Source organism: Niveispirillum cyanobacteriorum (genome assembly GCF_002868735.1).
Taxonomy (GTDB): domain Bacteria; phylum Pseudomonadota; class Alphaproteobacteria; order Azospirillales; family Azospirillaceae; genus Niveispirillum; species Niveispirillum cyanobacteriorum.
In genome coordinates, this window is sequence record NZ_CP025612.1 from 609,951 (window position 1) to 629,304 (window position 19,354).

At 63.9% G+C, this 19,354-nt stretch carries 17 protein-coding genes; 7 read left to right on the plus strand and 10 right to left on the minus strand.

Features of this window, described 5'->3' with window-relative positions; translation table 11 throughout:
- The first annotated feature begins 55 nt into the window (after positions 1-55).
- Positions 56-766 (plus strand): GntR family transcriptional regulator, encoded by a 711-nt coding sequence (locus tag C0V82_RS18460; RefSeq protein WP_158660033.1) that lies wholly within the window; start codon positions 56-58, stop codon positions 764-766.
- A gap of 6 nt (positions 767-772) precedes the next feature.
- Here C0V82_RS18460 and C0V82_RS18465 read toward each other — a convergent pair whose 3' ends face one another.
- The 5 genes from C0V82_RS18465 to C0V82_RS18485 all read right to left on the minus strand — a co-directional run bounded on the left by C0V82_RS18465 (position 773) and on the right by C0V82_RS18485 (position 5,055).
- Complete coding sequence (locus C0V82_RS18465) at positions 773-1,555, minus strand: enoyl-CoA hydratase-related protein (RefSeq protein WP_102113898.1); 783 nt, start codon at positions 1,553-1,555, stop codon at positions 773-775.
- Between the two features lie 21 nt (positions 1,556-1,576).
- Positions 1,577-2,371 carry a GntR family transcriptional regulator gene (locus tag C0V82_RS18470; protein WP_102113899.1) on the minus strand — a complete coding sequence of 265 codons (795 nt, stop codon included), beginning with the start codon at positions 2,369-2,371 and terminating at the stop codon, positions 1,577-1,579.
- Between the two features lie 100 nt (positions 2,372-2,471).
- Positions 2,472-3,395 carry a polysaccharide deacetylase family protein gene (locus C0V82_RS18475; RefSeq protein ID WP_102113900.1) on the minus strand — a complete coding sequence of 308 codons (924 nt, stop codon included), beginning with the start codon at positions 3,393-3,395 and terminating at the stop codon, positions 2,472-2,474.
- On the minus strand, positions 3,395-4,348 hold the full coding sequence (locus C0V82_RS18480; protein ID WP_102113901.1) for a polysaccharide deacetylase family protein: 954 nt from the start codon (positions 4,346-4,348) through the stop codon (positions 3,395-3,397). Before C0V82_RS18480 ends, C0V82_RS18475 begins: the two co-directional genes overlap by 1 nt.
- Before the next feature lie 17 nt (positions 4,349-4,365).
- The gene (locus C0V82_RS18485) at positions 4,366-5,055 is read right to left on the minus strand and encodes an isochorismatase family protein (RefSeq protein ID WP_245924281.1); all 690 of its coding nucleotides are present in this window, start codon (positions 5,053-5,055) and stop codon (positions 4,366-4,368) included.
- Positions 5,056-5,329: 274 nt separating this feature from the next.
- Between C0V82_RS18485 and C0V82_RS18490 the strand changes: the two genes are divergently transcribed.
- The 6 genes from C0V82_RS18490 (at position 5,330) to C0V82_RS18515 (ending at position 11,787) form a co-directional block, all read left to right on the plus strand.
- Entirely contained in the window at positions 5,330-6,583 is a 1,254-nt protein-coding gene (locus C0V82_RS18490) for an MFS transporter (protein ID WP_158660034.1), read from the plus strand.
- A 4-nt stretch (positions 6,584-6,587) separates the two neighbouring features.
- A complete protein-coding gene (locus C0V82_RS18495) occupies positions 6,588-8,000 on the plus strand; it encodes a 3-isopropylmalate dehydratase large subunit (RefSeq protein WP_102113903.1) in 1,413 nt (470 codons plus the stop codon).
- Positions 8,001-8,003: 3 nt separating this feature from the next.
- Positions 8,004-8,612: a 3-isopropylmalate dehydratase small subunit gene (gene leuD, locus C0V82_RS18500; RefSeq protein WP_102113904.1), complete on the plus strand. Its 609-nt coding sequence runs from the start codon at positions 8,004-8,006 to the stop codon at positions 8,610-8,612.
- 22 nt (positions 8,613-8,634) lie between these two features.
- The gene (locus tag C0V82_RS18505) at positions 8,635-9,846 is read left to right on the plus strand and encodes a CaiB/BaiF CoA transferase family protein (RefSeq protein ID WP_102113905.1); all 1,212 of its coding nucleotides are present in this window, start codon (positions 8,635-8,637) and stop codon (positions 9,844-9,846) included.
- A gap of 3 nt (positions 9,847-9,849) precedes the next feature.
- Positions 9,850-10,788: a hydroxymethylglutaryl-CoA lyase gene (locus tag C0V82_RS18510; RefSeq protein ID WP_102113906.1), complete on the plus strand. Its 939-nt coding sequence runs from the start codon at positions 9,850-9,852 to the stop codon at positions 10,786-10,788.
- A 105-nt stretch (positions 10,789-10,893) separates the two neighbouring features.
- Positions 10,894-11,787: an SDR family NAD(P)-dependent oxidoreductase gene (locus C0V82_RS18515; protein ID WP_102113907.1), complete on the plus strand. Its 894-nt coding sequence runs from the start codon at positions 10,894-10,896 to the stop codon at positions 11,785-11,787.
- A 21-nt stretch (positions 11,788-11,808) separates the two neighbouring features.
- On the opposite strand, the gene C0V82_RS18520 is transcribed toward C0V82_RS18515, so the two are convergent.
- From C0V82_RS18520 to C0V82_RS18540, 5 genes are all read right to left on the minus strand, one after another.
- Positions 11,809-12,348: a TetR/AcrR family transcriptional regulator gene (locus C0V82_RS18520; RefSeq protein WP_199772594.1), complete on the minus strand. Its 540-nt coding sequence runs from the start codon at positions 12,346-12,348 to the stop codon at positions 11,809-11,811.
- A gap of 62 nt (positions 12,349-12,410) precedes the next feature.
- Positions 12,411-13,982, minus strand: coding sequence for an AMP-binding protein (locus C0V82_RS18525; protein WP_102113908.1), 1,572 nt, complete (start codon positions 13,980-13,982; stop codon positions 12,411-12,413).
- Complete coding sequence (locus C0V82_RS18530; protein ID WP_102113909.1) at positions 13,982-15,616, minus strand: carboxylesterase/lipase family protein; 1,635 nt, start codon at positions 15,614-15,616, stop codon at positions 13,982-13,984. Before C0V82_RS18530 ends, C0V82_RS18525 begins: the two co-directional genes overlap by 1 nt.
- Entirely contained in the window at positions 15,616-16,935 is a 1,320-nt protein-coding gene (locus C0V82_RS18535) for a spinster family MFS transporter (RefSeq protein ID WP_102113910.1), read from the minus strand. The genes C0V82_RS18530 and C0V82_RS18535 overlap by 1 nt, the downstream gene beginning before the upstream one ends.
- Before the next feature lie 3 nt (positions 16,936-16,938).
- Positions 16,939-19,200, minus strand: coding sequence for a TonB-dependent receptor (locus C0V82_RS18540; RefSeq protein ID WP_102113911.1), 2,262 nt, complete (start codon positions 19,198-19,200; stop codon positions 16,939-16,941).
- Between the last annotated feature and the right edge of the window lie 154 nt (positions 19,201-19,354).

The window sequence follows — 19,354 nt, forward strand, 5'->3', positions numbered from 1 at the left end:
CGAAGCGGCCTTGCGAGGGGTTTCATCCCCCGTCCGCAGATAAGGAAAGCGCAGCGTGGCCGTTCCCCGATACCAGCAGATCGCCCAGATGTTGCGTGCCGCCATCACCAGCGGCACCTATAATGTCGGCGACCTTCTGCCGACGGAGCAGGAGCTTTGTGCAACCCATGGCATTTCCCGCCACACGGCCCGCGATGCGCTACGCCTGTTGACCGATGCCGGTCTGGTGACCCGCAAGCGCCGGGCGGGCACCGTGGTGGCGGCCAGTGCGGAGCCGGCCCTGTTCGTGCAGCCGCTGGGGGGATTTCAGGATCTGCTGCAATATGCTCGCACCGCCCGGTTGACCATCCTGGCCTATGTCCCCGCTCCCGCCGACGGCATGGCCCGCGATCTTGGCCTGCTGCCGGGTGACTGGCGGGAACTGCGCGGCCTGCGCCGCGACGGGGCGAAGGTGGTGGGCCTGACCCGCATTCTGATCCGCACTGATTGCGCGCCCTTACAGGCGGAGATTGAGGATACGCCAACCGTTGCCAACGCCATCGAGGCCCGGTTCGGCCTGACACCCAGCCGCATCGACCAGCAGATCAGCGCCATGGTGCTGGACAGCCGCAACGCGGCCCTGCTGGGCTGTGAACCGGGCACGGCGGCCCTACGCACCTGCCGCACCTATCACGATGCCAAGGGCGTGCTGTTCCTGGCCAGCGAGAGCATCCATCCCGCCGACCGCTTCGTCTATTCGATGAGCTTCAATCGGGAGCGGGAGTGAAGCGTTTTACCCAAAGGTGAAGTTCGGCTTGCGCTTCTCCCGGAAGGCGTTGCGGCCTTCGATGAAATCCTCGCCCTCGATGGCGTCCAGGAACTCCGCTACTGTTTCTGCGTTGTCGGTCAGTTGCCCGCCCAGCACGCGGTTGATCATGCGCTTGGTGGCACGCGCCGTGTACTGGCTGGCCGCCGTGATCTGCCCGGCATAATCTAGCACTGCGGCTTCCAGCGCATCGACCGCCGTCACCCGGTTGACCAGGCCCACGGCAAGCGCCTCGTCGGCACCCAGCAGGCGCCCCGTGAACAACAGGTCCTTGGCGTGGCTTGGTCCCACCGCCTGCACCAGCCGCTTGGTGTCGCCCAGCGGATAGACCAGCCCCAGCTTGCCCGGCGTGATGCCCATGCGGGCGTCGGACGCCGCAAAGCGCAGGTCGCAGGCCAGCGCCAGACCCAGCCCGCCACCCACGCAGGCCCCCTGGATCATGGCGATGGTCGGCTTCACGAAATCGGCCAGCCCATCCATGGCCCCCGCAATGTCGCCGGCATAGGCGGCGGTGCTTTCCCGCGTCTCATAGGCGGCTTCGAATTCGGAAATGTCGGCCCCGGCGGCGAAGGTTCCCTCCGCCCCCTGCACAACCAGCACGCGGATGGCGGGGTCCGCCGCCGCCTCATCCAGGCGCACACGCACCAGCCGCCACATTTCCTGCGACAGGGCATTACGCTTGGCAGGATGGTTCAGTATCAGCCGGCCGATACCATCGGCGTCGCGGCGCAGGATAACCTTGTCGGACATGTCACACCTTGTCTCTATCTCTCACCCGTCCGCGCGCCAACTTCCGGCGGATTTGCGGGTGGAACGCATATGGTATTTGAAGCGGTCAGGCCGGTAATGGGCGTGGATCAGCTGCACCGCGCGCCCATCCTTGTCTCGCATCACCCGTTCCACCCGCAGCAAGGGCGATCCGGAGGCCAGGTCCAGGGCGGCGGCCATCTGCGGTTCGGCGGCGACCGCCGTGATCCATTGCTCTGCCTCATGCGGGGTGGCACCGACCCGTTCCAGCAGGACCAGGGTGGGGATGCTTTCCATCTCCTCCCGGCTGATGCGGGCGGCGATGTCGGCGGGCATGTACTGGATCAGATAACTGAACGGCTCACCTGACAGTTTGCGCAGGCGCACGGCCCGCTGCACCGGGGTGCCGGTTTCGATGTCCAGCAAGACCGCCACGGCGGGCGGGGCCGGCATATCGGCCAGTTCCAGCACCTGCACCTGCGTCTCCAGCCCCATTGTTTTCAGGCTGTCGATCAGATTGTCGAAACTGCCATGGACCTGGGGCAGGGCGGCGGATGCGGTGACCAATGTGCCGCGTCCACGATGTCGGCTGACCAGATCATGGGCCGCCAGTTCGTTCAGCGCGCGTTTCACGGTGATGCGCGACACGTCGAACAGCCGGGAAAGTTCCTGTTCGCCGGGGATCACCGAATGGGCCGGGAATTCGCCCGTGCGGATTTTCTCCCGCAGCACCAGATAGATCTGGTGATAAAGCGGGACCGGTGCGCTGGGGTCCAGTTGATCCGGGCTCAATCCCGCCGGGGTCAATTCTTGGTCCATGAAGGGGCGTCCAGGGGGCATGGAAAGGGAATGCTCCCGACTTATCCGCATCTTATGCCTGCCGCACAAGGATGGCGTTGCGGTCGGGAGCATCCTTGTCTCATGCGGGCAAAGCGCGTGTCAGGTCGCGGGGCGTCACCCCGGCGGCCCTGGCCCGGTCCAGCACACCCTTCAGACTGTCGCCCAGTGCCTTGACGCGATAGGGCAGGCCGCTGACATAGGGGCGCACGGTCAGCGTGAGAAGGCGCAGGCTATTGAACCGGCCCGCCTCATCCAGAAGCCAATCGGCGGCGTCCGCCACCTGCGCGGCCCATTCATGCTCAGGCCGTGTGTAGTTGATCAGGATCTGCCAGTCGTCCAACTCATTGGATAGGGGCAGGGCCGCCAGATCGCCCGCCTCCGTCCGGAACCGGGTGGGCAGATCGTCATGCGCCCAATCCGCGAACCAATTGATGCCGTTGGCCGCCAGCCGGGCCGGCGTTGCGAAGCCCTCGGCCCGTGCCGGGCTCAACCACCCGTCGGGGCGATACCCGCAAGCCGTCTGGATCGTGTCCAGGGTACGGGTGATGTAGCCATCCTCCACCTCTGCGGACAGGCCGGAATGATGCAGGCTGTCCGTATCCCAGCCATGGGCACAGATATCGTGCCCATCCGACAGGACATCCCGCACCAGCTCCGGATAGCGGTCGGCCACCGCCCCCTGTACGGCGAACGTGGCGCGCAGGCCCAGCTTTCCGAACAGTTTCAGCAGACGATATGCACCGACGCGGTTGCCATAGTCACGGGTGGTGTAATGGCGCAGGTCGGGATAGGGCGTCTGCATGGCGCCCGGCGCCTTGAACGGCTGTCCCGACGGGTTCAGCGGGAAGAATTCCAGCGGTACAACCACCCACAGGCCCAGCGAAGACCCACCCGGCAGGGTGATGGGCGCGCGGTCGATGATGGGGGATGCCGGATAATGGTCATGGTCCGGACCGGCATGACGCTTGGCATAGGTGAAATAGCTGTCGGGCAGGATGCTCATCACAGGCCCCCCTGCGGATTGAAACCGGTACCGGGCCGTGCATTTCCTCGCCGTGCGATGTCGGCCAGCGACTGGTCGTAATGGTTGGCCATATAGAATTCGGCGATTTCCTTGGCCGTCGTCACCCAGACATCATCGCGGTGGCTGGTGATATAGCGCAGCGCCTCGCGGAACGGGCCGATCCGGTGCGGATGGCCGACAAGATAGGCGTGCAGCGGAATGCACATGACAGTCCCCGTCTCCGCCCCTTCCTCCAGCAACTGGTCGAAATGGCGCATCAGGGCGTCGGCATAGGCGCGCGGGCTCTGGTGATAGACGCCATAGGTGATGACGTCGTTGACCTCCAGGCTGTATGGCATGGAGATCAGGCGATTGCCGCCCTTTACCTTCAACGGTTGCGGCTGGTCGTCTTGGAACAGGTCGCAGCTGTACCAGAACCCGTATTCGGCCAGCAGGTCGAGCGTGCGTTCGGTATGGGTCAGCGCTGGCGCCAGATAGCCCCGGATGCGCTGCCCCGTGGCATCCATGACGGACTTGATACTGTCTTCCAGCACGGCGCGTTCCTGCGCCTCATTCATGTTGTAGGAATAGCGGGTATTGTAGATGCCGTGGCTGAAGAATTCCCAGTCGCGCTCCACGCAGGCGCGGATGATCTCCGGATGGTGGTCCAGCATGGCGACGGACAGGCTGATGCTGCCGCGCACCTTGAACTCGTCCATCACTTCCATCAGCCGCCAATGTCCGACCCGGTTGCCCCAGTCGCGCGCCGAATAGGGCACGATGTCGGGATGCGGACGGCCCCAGGGCTTGCGCGACGGGTTGACGGGCGGGTCCAGCTCATAGAACTCGATATTCGGGGCCACCCAGAAGGCGACCTTCTTGTTGCCCGGCCAAGTGATCTTTGGCCGGTCGCGGTAGGGCCAGAAATCATAGAGATTGGGATCGCTGTGCATCACTTCCGTCCTCCCGCTCAACCGGCCAGGGCCGCCAGATGGGCGTCCACTTCCGCCACGTTCACCACGTCGGCATATTTCAGCAGAAGGTCGGTCAGGTTGGCGTAGTGATAGCTTTCATGCTTATCCGCCACGCATTCCTCCGCCACGATGGTGCGATAGCCGTGGGACAGGCTGTCCACTGCCGTGGCACGCACGCAGCCTGACGTGCTGCCGCCCGTCACGATAACCGTATCGACTTTGTGCCAGACCAGATAGCTGGGCAGCGGCGTTTCGAAAAAGGCCGATGGCATCCGCTTGTCAAAGACGAAGTCAACGGCCCGGTCGATTTCCACCCGCGGGTCGAAGGCGTGGCGGTCGCTGTCGGCCTTGATGTTCTGCAGGCTGTCGGGCGTGTTGGTGCGGGTCCCCCAGACGCCGGCATCGCCTGCATCCGCCTTGTACATCACGCGGGTCCAGATGACAGGCATGCCCAGCCGGCGGGCGGCGGCACTGATCCGGTTCACATGGGCGATCTGATCCGGGTCGGTGACATAGGCGGTCCTGGGGAACAGGTCGGGCCGCGTATAGGCCTGCTGGAAATCGACATTCACGATGGCGACCCGGTTGCCGAAGCCGAACTTCGCGCGGGCGGGGTTGGCCTTCACCTGTTCAAACAATTGGCGGGCCGTCTTCTCTTCCCGCACCATCGTCGGCTCGAACCGCATCGTATTGTCTTTCCATCTGATAAGTGACCTGCCCCTGTTTCCGACAGACTGGCGGGTTTTGAAATGGCCGCCGCCGAAATCATCTGTCAGGTGGACAGGGATGCCCCGCCCTGTGGACGGATCCAGGGGGCATGGTCGCAATTGGCAGCACAGCCTCTGTCCGCTGGGTGGATGGGGTGATGGAAATTTCCCGCCGCCCAGCATTCCCATTGGTGAACGCCGACTGTGTCATGATAAAGACATATCATTATATCATTTAAAGCCGGGGGCGTGCATGTCTGTCGATCGGTCTGAATTCAGGCAAGGCTGGAAGGTGGTCGCCGCCTCCGCCCTTGGCATCGGTACCGGGCTGTCGCCCATTCCCTTCTATACGATGGGTGTCTTCGTGGCGCCGCTATCGGCGGAATTCGGCTGGGGCGTCGATCAGATCATGCTGGCGCTGATGATCATGACCCTGGGGGCCATGGTGATGGGCCCGGTAGCCGGCTTGGCAGCAGATAAGTTCGGTGTCCGACGCGTCGTGCTGATCTCCGTTGCGCTGTTCGGTCTGACATTGGCTGGCTTCGCGCTTTCGAACGGATCGTTGACGCTGTTCTACATCAACTGGATGCTGATGGCGGCGCTGGGGGCGGGCACCCTGCCCATCACCTGGACGCGGGCCGTCAATAACTGGTTCAACGCCAATCGTGGCCTGGCCCTGGGATTGTCGCTGCTGGGCACGGGCCTGTTCGGGGCGTTTGCCAAGCTTTATGCCAATTACCTGATCGGCGTCGTCGGCTGGCGTATGGCCTATGTCGGTCTGGCACTGTTGCCGCTGCTGCTTGCGCTGCCGGTTGCATATTTCCTGTTCCACGACGTGACGGACAAGGGGGCAACGGGGGCACCGGCCAAGGTGGCGCGTCGCGGCTTCACCCTGCGTCAGGCGCTGCGCACCTATCGGTTCTGGGTGCTGGCCATCGCCTTCGTGCCCATCGCCTTCGCTGTTGGCGGCCCGATCCCCAATCTGGAAAAGATACTGGGCTCCAAGGGGTTGGATGCGCAGCAGGCAGTGCAAATCGCCAGCCTGATCGGCCCGTCGGTCATTGCGGGCCGCCTGATCGGTGGTTGGCTGATCGACCGGTTCTGGGCACCGGGTGTGGCCTTTGTGCTGCTGGCTCTCCCTGCGGCGGCCTGTCTGCTGCTGACAGGCGACGGGGTTACCGCCACGCCTGCCATTGTGGCAGTCCTGCTGATCGGGTTCGCGGCGGGTGTCGAATACGACATCCTGGCCTTCATGGTCAGTCGCTATTACGGCATGCGGTTCTATGGTGCCATCTACGGCATGATGTACGGCTTCTTTGCGTTCGGTGCGGGTTTCGGTCCCTTCATTTTTGGCCGGATGTTCGTACAGAGCGGTCATTACGACACGGCCTTGCTGTACGGCGCCATTGCCCTGCTGGCCGGTGCGGCCATGCTTCTGACGATGGGCCGCTACCCCACACCGGAAAGCCTGCCCGGCGATGATGCCCGGCCTGTGACGGAGGGGTGAGGAAATGGGCCTTTCCCTTGTTGAGAAGCTTTGGGCGCGCCACTGCGTCGCCGATCTGGGTGACGGGACCGACCTTCTTTATATCGACCGTGTGCTGCTGCATGAACGGACGGGTTCCATGGCGCTAAAGGGGCTGAAGGAACAGGGCCGCGCCGTGCGCCATCCCGACCGCGCCTTTGTCTGCATGGACCATATCGTCGATACGCTGCCGGGGCGCAGCGATACGACCATCATGCCCGGTGGTACTGCCTTCATCCAGGAAACAAGGGCGGCAGCAGCAGAGGCCGGCATCCGTGTCTTCGATATCGGTGATGACCGCCAGGGCATTGTGCATGTCGTCTCCCCAGAACAAGGCATTGCACTGCCGGGCGCCACGCTGGTCTGTCCCGACAGCCATACCTGCACGCAAGGCGGTCTGGGCGCCTTGGCCTGGGGCATCGGGTCGACAGAGGCCGCCCACGCGCTGGCCACACAGACGCTGGTCGTTAAGCGGCCCAAGACCATGCGCGTGCGATTCGACGGAGCGCTGCCCCCAGGCGTGGGCGCAAAGGACATGATCCTGCACCTGATCGCGGCCCATGGGGCGGGCGGCGGGGCGGGCTACGCCATCGAATTTACAGGGTCTGCGGTGTCTGCCCTGTCGGTTGAGGCGCGCATGACCCTCTGCAACATGGCCGTTGAATTTGCGGCCTGGACAGGGCTGGTGGCGCCGGACGCCAAGACCATCGACTGGGTAAAGGGTCGCCCCTTCGCGCCCAAGGGGGATCTATGGGATGAAGCCGTCGCCGACTGGCGGGGACTGGTCAGCGATGCGGATGCGGTCTTTGACAAGGAAATCCGCATCGATTGTGCCGATATAGCCCCCACCATCACCTGGGGCACCAGTCCACAGCATGCGGTGCCGCTGACCGGTCATGTTCCCCACCCTGACCACGCCACCGACGCCACAGCAGCACAGGCGCGGCGCCGGGCGCTGGATTATATGGGCCTGAAGGCGGGCGATGCGCTGATCGGCCTGCCCATCGACGGTGCCTTTATCGGCAGCTGCACCAACAGCCGCCTGCCGGACCTGCGCGCCGCCGCCGCCGTATTGAAGGGCCGCAAGGTTGCTGCCGGTGTGCGCGCCATCTGCGTGCCCGGCTCCATGCAGGTGAAAGCGGCGGCGGAGGCGGAGGGGCTGCATGTCGTGTTCCAGGCCGCCGGCTTTGAATGGCGTGAAAGCGGCTGTTCCATGTGCTTCTTCGCGGGCGGCGAACATTTCGGCAAGGGGGAGCGTGTCGTCACCTCCACTAACCGCAATTTCGAAAACCGCCAGGGACCGGGCACCCGCTCACATCTGGCCAGTCCCGTGACCGTGGCCGCCTCTGCCATTGCCGGCCATATCGCCGATCCGCGGTCATTTCTGGGGGAGGGGTGAATCATGCAGAAATTCACCCGCCTGACCGGCGTCGCCGCCCCGCTGTTCCGCGCCAATGTCGATACTGACGCCATCATCCCCTCCAGGGAGATGAAAAAAGTATCGAAGGAAGGGTTGGGCGAGGGCATGTTCGCAGACTGGCGCTACAGCGATGTGGCGAATAGGGTCGAGAATCCGGAATTCATCCTTAACTGGCCCTGCTTTCGTAAGGCGCCGATCCTGTTGGCCGGTCCCAATTTTGGCTGTGGCTCGTCACGCGAACATGCCGTCTGGGCGCTGCAGGATTACGGCATTCGCTGCGTCATCGCGCCCAGCTTCGGTGCGATCTTCCAGGGCAATTGCGTGCGTAACGGCATTCTGCCGCTGGTGCTGCCGGAACCATCGGTGGCGGCATTGGCGCAGGCGGGCACGCCACAACTCCTGACCGTCGATCTGGCGGCGCAGAGTGTGCGCGTGCCTGATGGCACTGAACTGCCTTTCACCATCGCGCCCGCCGACAAGGAAATGCTGCTGGAAGGGCTGGATGCCATCGGCGTCACCCTGAAACGGCTGCCCGCCATCAGGGATTTCGAAGGCAGCTACCGCGCTCGCAATCCGTGGCTTTTCTTCTGACTTTCAGCGTTCGAGGTTTTTCATGTCGCAGGACGACAAAGCCGCCACCCCGTTGCCCCTGGCTGGATTGAAGGTGGTGGAATTCACCCACATGGTCATGGGGCCCACTGTGGGCATGGTGCTGGGCGACCTGGGTGCCGATGTGGTGAAGGTGGAACCGATCGGGGGCGACAATACCCGTCGCCTGCTGGGCTCTGGTGCCGGCTATTTCCCCATGTATGGCCGCAACAAGCGCAGCCTGTCGGTGGACCTGAAATCGCCGGAAGGCAAGCAGATTGCCTTTGACATGATCGACAGGGCCGATGTTCTGATCGAGAATTTCCGCCCTGGTGCCATGGATGCGCTGGGTTTCGGGGAAGCGGCGCTGAAGGCGCGCAATCCCGGCCTGATCTATTGCTCGGCCAAGGGCTTCCTGTCCGGCCCCTATGAACATCGCGCCGCCCTGGATGAGGTGGCGCAGATGATGGGCGGCCTTGCCTATATGACCGGTCCGCCGGGCCGTCCCCTGCGGGCCGGGGCGTCGGTGATCGACGTGATCGGTGGCCTGTTCGGTGTCATCGGCGTGCTGGCCGCCCTGATCCAGCGCGGTACGCTGGGCCGGGGTCAGACCGTGAAATCGGCTCTATATGAGAATTGCGTGTTCCTGGTGGGACAGCACATGGCCCAGTATGTCGTGACCGGCACCGCTGCGCGCCCCATGCCCGTGCGTATCTCCGCTTGGGCCATCTATGACCAGTTCCAGACCAAGGACGAGCAGACCGTCTTTGCCGGCGTCGTCACGGATGGTCAATGGGTCGGCTTCTGCAAGGCATTCGGTCTGGACGATTTCGCCGCTGAAGAGACGCTGGTCAAGAATAATGGCCGGGTGCAGGCCCGCGACCGGATCATTCCGCGCGTGCAGGACTTGTTCCGCACTTTTACTAAGGCCGAGCTGCTGACCAAATTGGAAGAGATCGGCCTGCCTTTTGCCCCCATCAACCGGCCCGAGGATCTGTTCGATGATGCGCATCTGACGGCATCGGGCGGTTTGCTGGACCTGCATCTGCCCGATGATCAGCGCCCGATCCGCCTGCCGGCTTTGCCGGTGGAGATCGACGGGCACCGGCCCGCTATCCAGCATGATCTGGCCAAGCCCGGCCAGCATACGGGGGAGGTGCTGGCAGAGTTGGGCTATGACCCGGCCCGCATCGCCGACCTGTTGTCGCGCGGTCTTGTTGTCCAGGCGGAGGGTTAAACCATGGCTGGTAGCTACATCGAAATCTCCGAGGTCGGTCCTCGCGACGGGCTGCAGAGCATCAGCCCCATCATGCCGACCGAGGCGAAAAAGGCCTGGATCGCAGCGGAAGCCGCCGCCGGCGTGCGGGAGATTGAGGTCGGGTCCTTCGTTCCGGCCAAGATACTGCCGCAACTGGCTGACACGGCTGAACTGGTAGCCTTCGCCCGCACCATCCCCGGCCTGACGGTCGCGGTGCTGGTGCCCAACCTGAAGGGAGCCGAGGCCGCCGTGGCCGCTGGCGCCCACAAGATCACCATTCCGCTCTCGGTCAGCGAGACGCACAGCCTGCGCAATGTCCGCCGCACCCATGCGCAGATGCTGGAAGAAACAGCCGCCATCGCCGCCCTTATCAAGGCGCAGCCAGAGGGCAGCCGGCCCAAGTTCGAAGGCGGCCTCTCCACCGCCTTCGGCTGCACCCTGGAGGGTGTGGTACCCGAAGCCAAGGTGCTGGAGATCGCCGAGGCACTGATGAAGGCCGGCTGTGATGAGGTCGGTCTTTCCGATACTACCGGTTACGCCAATCCGGCCCAGGTGAAGCGCCTGATACGCGCCGTTCGCGGTGTGGTGGGCGACCATGCCTGTTCCGGTGTTCATCTGCACAACACCCGCGGCCTGGGCCTTGCCAACGCCCTGGCGGCACTGGATGAAGGCATCACCACCCTGGATGCATCGCTGGGGGGGATCGGCGGCTGCCCCTTCGCTCCTGGTGCGTCCGGCAATGTCGTGACCGAGGATCTGGCCTTCATGCTGGCCGCCATGGGCTATGAGACCGGCGTGGACCTGGAGAAGTTGCTGGCGGTACGGGATATCGTGAAGGCTGCCTTGCCGGGCACGGAGATGTATGGCTTCACTCCGGATGCGGGATTGCCAAAAGGGTTCCAAGGGGCGTGGGGGGTCTGACCCCCATAGCCTCACCTTCATCACCCTTCATGATATTCACTAGCTTGTGAGTGAAAATAAGATCGACTATATAGTGGCATCTCAAGAACAGGGAGGTGCCACGAAATGGCGTTGAAGGACCGTATCGCGATTGTCACGGGTGCTGGTGGCGGATTGGGCCGTCAGCATGCGCTGTTCCTGGCCCGACAGGGCGCCAAGGTCGTTGTCAATGATCTGAGCCAGGAAGCAGCCGATGCTGTGGCTTCGGAGATAGTGGTGGCGGGTGGCGATGCCCTGGCCGTTGCTGGATCGGTGACGGACGAGGCGGCGGTGGCGACGCTTGTGTCCCGCACGATGGCGCAATGGGGCCGGATCGACATCCTGGTCAATAATGCCGGCATCCTGCGTGATAAGAGCTTTGCCAAGATGGGGCTGGATGATTTCCGTGTCGTCCTGGATGTGCATCTGATGGGTGCCGTCATCTGCACCAAGGCGGTGTGGGAGATCATGCGGACCCAGCGGCATGGCCGCGTCGTCATGACCACATCCTCCTCCGGCCTGTATGGCAATTTCGGGCAGGCCAATTATGGTGCCGCCAAAATGGCGCTGGTCGGCCTGATGCAGACGCTGGCCATCGAGGGCGAGAAATACAATATCCGCGTCAATTGTCTGGCCCCGACCGCCGCCACCCAGATGACCGATGGCGTGCTGTCAGATGACAGTCTGGAACGGTTGCACCCGTCACTGGTCAGTCCGGCCCTGCTGCCGCTGGTGTGCGATGACGCGCCGACGCGGACCATCCTGTGCGCTGGCGGCGGCAATTTCGCTGCGGCCAACATTACAATGACCCAAGGCTGCTATATCGGCAGCGGACCACAAGCCGGGGCCCAGGTCTTGACGCGTCTGGACGAGGTCACGGACCGCACCGGGGAGATCGTGCCCGGATACGGCTTCATGCAGGCAGAACGTGAACTGGCGGCCAGTGGCTGGAGTCAGCCGGTCATGGCCGTGGCGCGGTAACCTGCGATAGGGGGAGGGGCATCACCCCTCCCGCACCTTGCAGACCTCTTTGAAGCCAGCGGCCATGAAGGCGGCCATACGGGCTTTCACGGCGGCGAAATCATCGGACTTGCAGAGACCGCCCGACAGCTTGTCCATCAGTTCGGCCCCCCATTCCGGGGTATTGGCAACCTGTGCGCCCAGGGCGGCGTAGTTTTTCCAGCCCTCCCCGCCCTCGATATAGAGGTCAAGGTCAGTGTCCAGGAAGGCGTGTAGCGCTCCTTCTACCGTAGGCTTGCCGGCAGTGGCCTTTTCATATTCATCTAGCACGGTCATCCGCCGCTCGCTGGTAACCGCGGCGCGGCGCGCGAAGACGGCGTCGAACAGCTTCTTCTTGTCCTCGAAATAGTAATTCAGCAGCGTGTGGTGAACACCCACGCGCTGCGCTACATCCTTTAGCGTGACGCCATAGAGACCGTGCTTGGAGAAAAGGTACTCGGCCTCGTCGAGGATCTGTTCCATCATCTCCGCGCGCTGCTCCGCCTTGGTGGAGCGCCGGCGGGATTTCACCTGTTCAGACACCGGTTCGTCTTTCCGTCATTGCCAGTACAGTGGCGGAAGACGCGTGGGGCGCCTCCGCCAATTCAACCGCCACCATATTGAACCCGCAGGCGGATTTTGTCGATCTTGCCGGTTCCCGCCAGCGGCATGGCATCCAACCGGATTACGGCATCGGGCAGCCACCAGGGGGCGACCTTGCCATGCAACGGGGCCAGCAGCCCCTCATCATCGATGCTGTCCCGTGTTTCCACCAGCAGGATGGGCCGTTCGCCCCATTTGGGGTGGGACCGCCCGATGACGGCGACCAGCGACACTTCCGGCAATGCACCGACCAGCGCCTCGATCTCTGCCGGATTGATCCATTCGCCGCCAGATTTGATCAGATCCTTGGCCCGGCCCGTGATCATCAGGTTGCCGCGCCCGTCAATACGGGCCAGATCGCCGGTGGGGAACCAGCCTTCTGCATCGGTGGCCGGTACCTCCTGCCCGAAATAGCGGTCGATGACGGCGACGCCGCGTACCCGAAGATGCCCCTCCACCCCCCGCTGCTGGGGCAGCGGTTTGCCATCCGCGTCGGTCAACAGCAGATCCACGCCCACCGATGGCCGGCCAGACAGGGCCGCGTCACGCGCCCCATCGGTGGCGGGGGCGACTGTGCCGGATGGTGACAGTTCGGTCATGCCCCAGCTGGTTTGCACGATGACGCCCAGTCGCCGTTCGATCCGTTCCATCAGGGCCGGGGGCAGGGGGGAACCGCCGACGATGATCCGTTCCAGACTGGGCAGTTCCCCACCCGTGGCATCCAGATGTTCGACCAGCCCCAGCCAGACGGTGGGCACGCCCACGCCGACCGTGACGCCCTCGGATGCGATCAGCCGGGCCAGGCTGGCCCCGTCCGTGTGCCGGCCCGGCAGCACCAGCCGCCCGCCCACAGCCGGTACCGCAAAGGGCAGGCCCCAGGCATTGGCGTGGAACATGGGGACTGCAACCAGCACGCTGTCACGCCCGGACAGGGCCATGACATCGGTCTGCAGCAGTTTTAACGTGTGCAGGAAACTGGATCGGTGGGTGTAGGTCACGCCCTTTGGTGCACCCGTTGTGCCCGATGTGAAGCAGAGGCCCGATGGCGCCGTCTCCGCAAACCCGCCCCAGGCAGCGCCACGGGTGGCAGTGCCAATCTGCGGTTCCAGTTCGGTGGCCAACGGCCAGTCATCAGGGGCGGTCCCATCGATCACCAGCACCTGGACGATGCCGGGCGCCTGTGCCGTCACCTGCCGGGCAAGGGGCACAAGGTCGGCGCTGACCACCAAGATGCGCGCCTGCGACTGGCCCAGCATCGTCGCCAGCTGTGGGGCCGTCAGGCGGGGGTTGAGGGTGTGGCAGACGGCACCCGCGCCCATGATGGCGTACCAGACCTCCACATGCGCCTGGCTGTTCCAGGCCATTGTTGCCACCCGGTCGCCCCGCCGCATGCCATGACCGGCCAGGATGGCGGTGACGCCCAGGGCACGGTCCATCAGGTCGGCATAAGAAATGCGGGTCGGCTCTCCCCCTTCGCGTGCCGTCACCAGCACCGCATCGGGGTGCCATTTGGCGGCATGGCGCAGGAACTGGTCCAGCGTCAGGGGGAAATCCTGCATGGTTCCGTCCAGCATCAGCAGACATTCCCCTTGGGCGGCAACACGGGTGAGGCGACGCCAGTATTCCAGTTCCAGGCCAGGGTGCCGGCGGCCCGGCGGCGGCAGACGGCGGTTTCATGCAGGGCGAACATGCCCGGCCGCAGGCGCACCCCCGGCTTCGGCGTGCCGGCAAAGGCCATATAGCCCTCATCCTTGCCGAAGGCGGGCCATGCCGGCTGTCCATCGGCCACGGGCTTACCGGTGCGGGCAAAGCTGGCCCAATAGCGGGTCATCGCCGCCGACAGCCGGCGTTCGGCGGCATTATCAGGCACCTTGGGCCACAGCGGCGGGGTGCGGTCGGCGGTGCCGAAGACATAAGGGATTTCGGCGGCATGGAAGGCGTGCAGCCCATGTTCGTCCGCCGCCGGATAGCCATGGTCGAAGATGTAGAGATACGCACTCTGCCCCAGGGCCGTCTGGTTGCGGGCCAGCCGTTCCGAGGTCCAGCCATACAGCGCGTCGCGGGTGGTCGCCAGCATGCTTTCCTCGACATTGCTGGCCGGATAAAGCCGCAGGAACAGGTCGGCCAGATCGCTATAACGTTCGCGGATCATCGCCTCATAGGCGGCTTCATCCGCAGGTTTCGGCGGCAGCAGGAAACGCAGGGAGCGGATTTCCCCGCTGTTGAACCCGGTCAGGATGGGCACCGGCGCCTGCTGCCCCTTGTCGAATATCTCGACCAACTGTGCCGGCAGCACCTTCCCATCGACCGTGCCGAAGGGGATGTAGCCGGCCTTCACCGCTTCCGCCGTCAGGGTCTCTGGGTCCATGGCACGCAATGCGGCGATGTCGGTGGCCCCGACCTTGCCGGCGACATAGGCACCGATGGCTTCCGCCGCGAATTCGCCGTTGCGGGGCTGTTTCAGCTCCGGCGTGGAGATCATATAGGCGCTTTGCGCGATGGCCTTGCCGAACAGGCCCTTGGCCTGGGGCGCGGCCATCAGATACATGACCGACAGGGCGCCGGCGGACTCCCCCGCCACCGTGACATTGCCGGCATCACCGCCAAAGGCAGCGATATTGTCGCGCACCCAGCGGAGGGACGCGATCTGGTCCAGCAGGCCGTAATTGCCGGAAATCCCGTCCGGGTTCTCCGCACTCAACCCCGGATGCGCCAGATAGCCCAGGATGCCCAGCCGGTAATTGATGGAGACGACGATCACCCCCTGCTTGGCCAGGGCTGAGCCGTCATACATGTCCTCATGCCCATAGCCGCCGGTCAGCGATCCGCCATGGATCCAGACCAGCACGGGGGCGTTCTTTGCCCCCTCCGGTGCCCATATATTCAGGAACAGGCAATCCTCTCCCATCTCCTTGGGCGGGTTGGCGTAAATGCTGGCCAGACGCGGGCGCGGCTGCACGCAAGCACGGCCAGCCTCCCCCGCATCGCGCACGCCGGTCCAGGCGGGGAAGGGCTCTGGTCTCTTCCATCGCCGTTCGCCCATAGGTGGCTGGGCGTAGGGAATGCCCTTGAAGATGGTAACTCCATCCTTGGCGCGGCCCAGCAGGGTGCCCGCCGGGGCAGTGACGGTGGGATGGTCCTGCGCCATGGCGGCAAAGGACAGGAGGGCCGCCGCTGTGCAGGCGCCCAGGCGAAGGGAAAGGCGCATCAGTGGCCTCCGTTCCGGTGTGCCATGCCCTTCAAAACCCGCGCCAGCATCAAAAACATGCCGATGGCCAGGAAGTAGAAGGGGATCAGGGTGTAAAAGGCGATTTGCAGGGAATTGTCGGGGTTGGTGGCCCGGAAATAGTCGCTGGCCGCCCCCAGATATGTCGGACCCAGCCCCAGCCCGATCAGGTTCATGACCAGCAGCAGCAGCGCCCCCGACATTACCCGCTGGTTGGGTCGCACCGCCTCCTGCACCAGGGCCACGGCGGGCGACAGGTAGAAATAGTTGAAGAAGGTCGGCCCGATTAGGAACAGCAGCGCCAGTTCCCATCTCGGCGCCCAAACGAAGCCCGTGAAGAACGGCACCGCGCCCAGCAGACCCACGGCCGGGATCAGGGCATAGGCCTGCCGGTAGCGCACAGAGTACCGGTCGATCAGGCGGCCCGACGCATACATGCCCAGGCTGATGCCCACCCCGATCAGCAGCGCGTAATAAAGCGCCACCTCCTGCAGGCTCATCCCCTTTTCCCGCATCAGGAAAAGGACGGTGAAATTCATCACCGCATAGGTGACGAACTGTGTGGCCCCACAGGCAAGCGACAGCAACACCAGATCCTTGCGGCCAAAGAACATGGAGACGGTTTCCATGAACCCGGCCTTTTCCATCGGGGCCGGCGCCACACCCGCCGCCGGCTGGTCCAGCCCGCCGCGTTTGGGTTCCCGGATGGTGGCCCAGACCACGATCGCCGCCACAATGCCCACCACTCCCAGCACGACAAAGGCGCTGCGCCAGCTATAGGCAGCGGCGATAGAGGCCCCAAACGCTACGCCCATGGCCTGCCCCAGCGGCGGACCCAGATTGAACAGGCCCAAAGCCGTGCCCCGCCGGCCTGGCGCAAAATAGTCGGTGATGATGGCATAGGAGGGGGGAACACCCCCGGCCTCGCCCACCCCCACCGCCATGCGGGCGGCCACCAACTGCGGATATGTGGCGGACAGACCGCAGGCGACCGTCGCCGCACTCCACAGGGCGCACGCAATGGACAGCACTTTCACCCGGTTCGCCCGGTCGGCTAGCCAGGCCACGGGGATGGAGATGGTGCAGTAGAAAAGCGCGAAATAAAGCCCGCTGATCAGGCCCAGCTGCCCGTCGGTAACCCCCAGATCATCCTGGATGGGCTTGGCCAGGATCGACAGCAGCTGCCGGTCCAGGAAGTTCAGCACATAGACGAAGCACAGCGCACCCAGCACATACCAGGCGCGGGCGTCCGGCGGCGGATGAGCCGCCGGCGCTTGCAGGGGGGAAGGGGCCGCCTTCATGGCTTAATACTCATAGCCGATGCGGATGCCCACGGTGCGCGGCCGCATCGTGCCGAAGCGGCTGGCCAGGAAGGCCTCCGGGTGGATGTAGGTGATCGAGTGATCGTCGAACAGGTTCTCCACATAAGCGGTCGCTGTCCAGTTCCCCTTGGTGACCCCGAAGCTGGCATTGACGTTGCTGTAGCTGTCGGTCTTGCCATAGGTCGGGCTGACCCGGTTCGGGGCACCCGGCACATTGGGGAAGGAGGAGGGGAAGGATCCGACATGCTGCCAGTTGGCGGTGGTGAAGCCATCCAGTTCCGGTGCCAGATTGAACCAGTACTGGGCGAAGACCGATCCTTGGAAGCGTGGCGATGACAGGCGGGCGCCCTTCACCGCCCCGTAAATGGCTGCCTCCGCCGCCGACAGTTTCGTCACCTTGGCATCGTTCACCGATCCGTTCAGCCCGATGGTCAGGCCCGTGGCCGGCACGGCGGCGATTTCGAACTCAATGCCCTTGCTGCGCGCCGCCCCGATATTGGTGGCGAACTGCACGCTGTCGGAGGTGCGGTTGGCCTGTACCTGGATGTTCTTCCAGTCGATGTAATAGGCCGCCAGATGCGCCGTCAGCTTGCCGTTCAGCCAGCGCCCTTTCAGCCCCAGCTCATAGTTGGTCAAATCGTCCGAACTGGCGCCATAGGGGATAATCAGGTCGTTGGCGTTCACTACGCTGGGCCGCCCGGCATAGGCATTGACCACAGGTGCGCGAAAGCCGGTGGAAACGCTGGCATAGGTGGTGATGGGGTCATTGACCCGATATGACGCGCTGACCTTGTAGGAGGGCTTGGACCCCTTGGCCTTGACGCCAGTCGCCGCGGGAATGGGCACCATGGCCAGCGGCCCGGACTGGCCCGTCAGGGCATAGGTCAAATAGGCGGAGTTATAGCCGCCCTCCGTAAAGCCTTGTGCGTCTAGCTTTCCATAGCGCAGACCACCAGTGAGCCAGAATTTCTCATTCACATGATAGGTCAGCTCACCGAACCCGGCTAGTTCGTGCGAGATCGTATGGACATACTGGCGCTGGTAATATTCGTCCGGCAAGCCGGTGATGCGGCGCACGGCCAGGAAGGCCGGCGACGAACGGTAGAAATAATCCACGTCGTGCCGACGATCCAGGAAGAAGCCGCCGATGGTCCAGTCCCAATCCCCACCGGGATCAGACGCCAGCCGCACCTCCTCCACGAACGTATCCTGGTAGCCATTGGCATCCAGGCCGAACGCGATAGCCTGATTGAAGGTGCCCGCCAGATCGACCCAGAACTTCTGATCGAAGGTGGAATATGTCGTTGAACTGGTCAGCTTGGCGCCATCGAACTGATAATCGATGGTGGCGTTATAGCTGGTCAGCACGCCGGAATAGAGATCGGGCCGGTCGGAGATGCGCTTCTCCCGGCCCAGCGACGGGCTGGTCAGCGAACTGTCGCGCGGGTTGCTGTCCTCCCGTGAGGCCAGCAGCCGCACCGACATCCGGTCCGACGGCTTCCATTGCAGGATGGCCCGTCCGCCCCAGCTTTCCAGGGTGTTGGAATTGTGGATGCCGGTGCCGACATTATCCAGATAGCCTTCCTCATGCCGGTAGAAGCCGACGACGCGCAGCGCCAGTTCATCCTCCACCAGTGGCGTGTTCAGCATCAGGTTATAGCGCTGACGCAGGCTGTCCGACCCGGTCAGGCCGAAATCTACCTGACCCGCTGCATCAAACTTCCGCAGATCGGGGCTCTTGGTCAGGACGCGCATAGCACCCGACAGAGAGCCAGAACCGAACAGTGTCCCCTGCGGTCCGCGCAGGAACTCAACCCGCTCTACATCGAACAGGGTCGGGTCAAGAACGGTTGTGTTGCCGATGGTGGAAATGGGCAGTTCGTCGATATAGACGGCCACCGTGCTTTGCAGGTTAGCCCCATAGCCGTTGGTGGCGATGCCGCGTGCCGTGAAGTTATTGAAGTTGGCGCTGGGCCGGTTCAGCACCACACCCGGCGTCTCCCGGGCCAGTCCCTCATACCCGACCACGCCCTTGATGTTCAGGTCTTCCTGCGAGAAGGCGGTGATGGACAGCGGCACTTCGCTGATATTCTGGGCGCGGCGGGTGGCGGTGACGATGATTTCCTGCAACGCATCTTCCTGCGTCGCGGCCTTGCGGGCGGGCGCGGTGTCCTGCGCCAGGGCATGGGTCGAAATCGTAGTCAGCGCGACCGCGCAGGCGGACGCGAGCAGCTTGGCCCTCATGTGAAGCGTTCTCCCTATTGGCCGCCGGTCGTTTCGCCAGCGTGCTTGAAGGGAAGAATGGGGCAAGCACTTGCCTCTGTCAACATTCACTATCGTGTGTGTGAATATTAATGATTTGATTAGCACCACCATGCCCGCTCGCTCCTCAGGAGCA

Excerpts from the sequence above, each read along its gene's own strand:
- C0V82_RS18515 (WP_102113907.1), top strand. The coding sequence starts at position 10,894 with ATGGCGTTGAAGGACCGTATCGCGATTGTCACGGGTGCTGGTGGCGGA.
- C0V82_RS18540 (WP_102113911.1), bottom strand. The coding sequence starts at position 19,200 with ATGAGGGCCAAGCTGCTCGCGTCCGCCTGCGCGGTCGCGCTGACTACG.
- C0V82_RS18505 (WP_102113905.1), top strand. The coding sequence starts at position 8,635 with ATGTCGCAGGACGACAAAGCCGCCACCCCGTTGCCCCTGGCTGGATTG.
- C0V82_RS18490 (WP_158660034.1), top strand. The coding sequence starts at position 5,330 with ATGTCTGTCGATCGGTCTGAATTCAGGCAAGGCTGGAAGGTGGTCGCC.
- C0V82_RS18535 (WP_102113910.1), bottom strand. The coding sequence starts at position 16,935 with ATGAAGGCGGCCCCTTCCCCCCTGCAAGCGCCGGCGGCTCATCCGCCG.
- C0V82_RS18480 (WP_102113901.1), bottom strand. The coding sequence starts at position 4,348 with ATGCACAGCGATCCCAATCTCTATGATTTCTGGCCCTACCGCGACCGG.
- C0V82_RS18495 (WP_102113903.1), top strand. The coding sequence starts at position 6,588 with ATGGGCCTTTCCCTTGTTGAGAAGCTTTGGGCGCGCCACTGCGTCGCC.
- leuD (WP_102113904.1), top strand. The coding sequence starts at position 8,004 with ATGCAGAAATTCACCCGCCTGACCGGCGTCGCCGCCCCGCTGTTCCGC.
- C0V82_RS18530 (WP_102113909.1), bottom strand. The coding sequence starts at position 15,616 with ATGCGCCTTTCCCTTCGCCTGGGCGCCTGCACAGCGGCGGCCCTCCTG.
- C0V82_RS18465 (WP_102113898.1), bottom strand. The coding sequence starts at position 1,555 with ATGTCCGACAAGGTTATCCTGCGCCGCGACGCCGATGGTATCGGCCGG.
- C0V82_RS18485 (WP_245924281.1), bottom strand. The coding sequence starts at position 5,055 with ATGCGGTTCGAGCCGACGATGGTGCGGGAAGAGAAGACGGCCCGCCAA.
- C0V82_RS18510 (WP_102113906.1), top strand. The coding sequence starts at position 9,850 with ATGGCTGGTAGCTACATCGAAATCTCCGAGGTCGGTCCTCGCGACGGG.
- C0V82_RS18525 (WP_102113908.1), bottom strand. The coding sequence starts at position 13,982 with ATGCTGGACGGAACCATGCAGGATTTCCCCCTGACGCTGGACCAGTTC.
- C0V82_RS18475 (WP_102113900.1), bottom strand. The coding sequence starts at position 3,395 with ATGAGCATCCTGCCCGACAGCTATTTCACCTATGCCAAGCGTCATGCC.
- C0V82_RS18470 (WP_102113899.1), bottom strand. The coding sequence starts at position 2,371 with ATGGACCAAGAATTGACCCCGGCGGGATTGAGCCCGGATCAACTGGAC.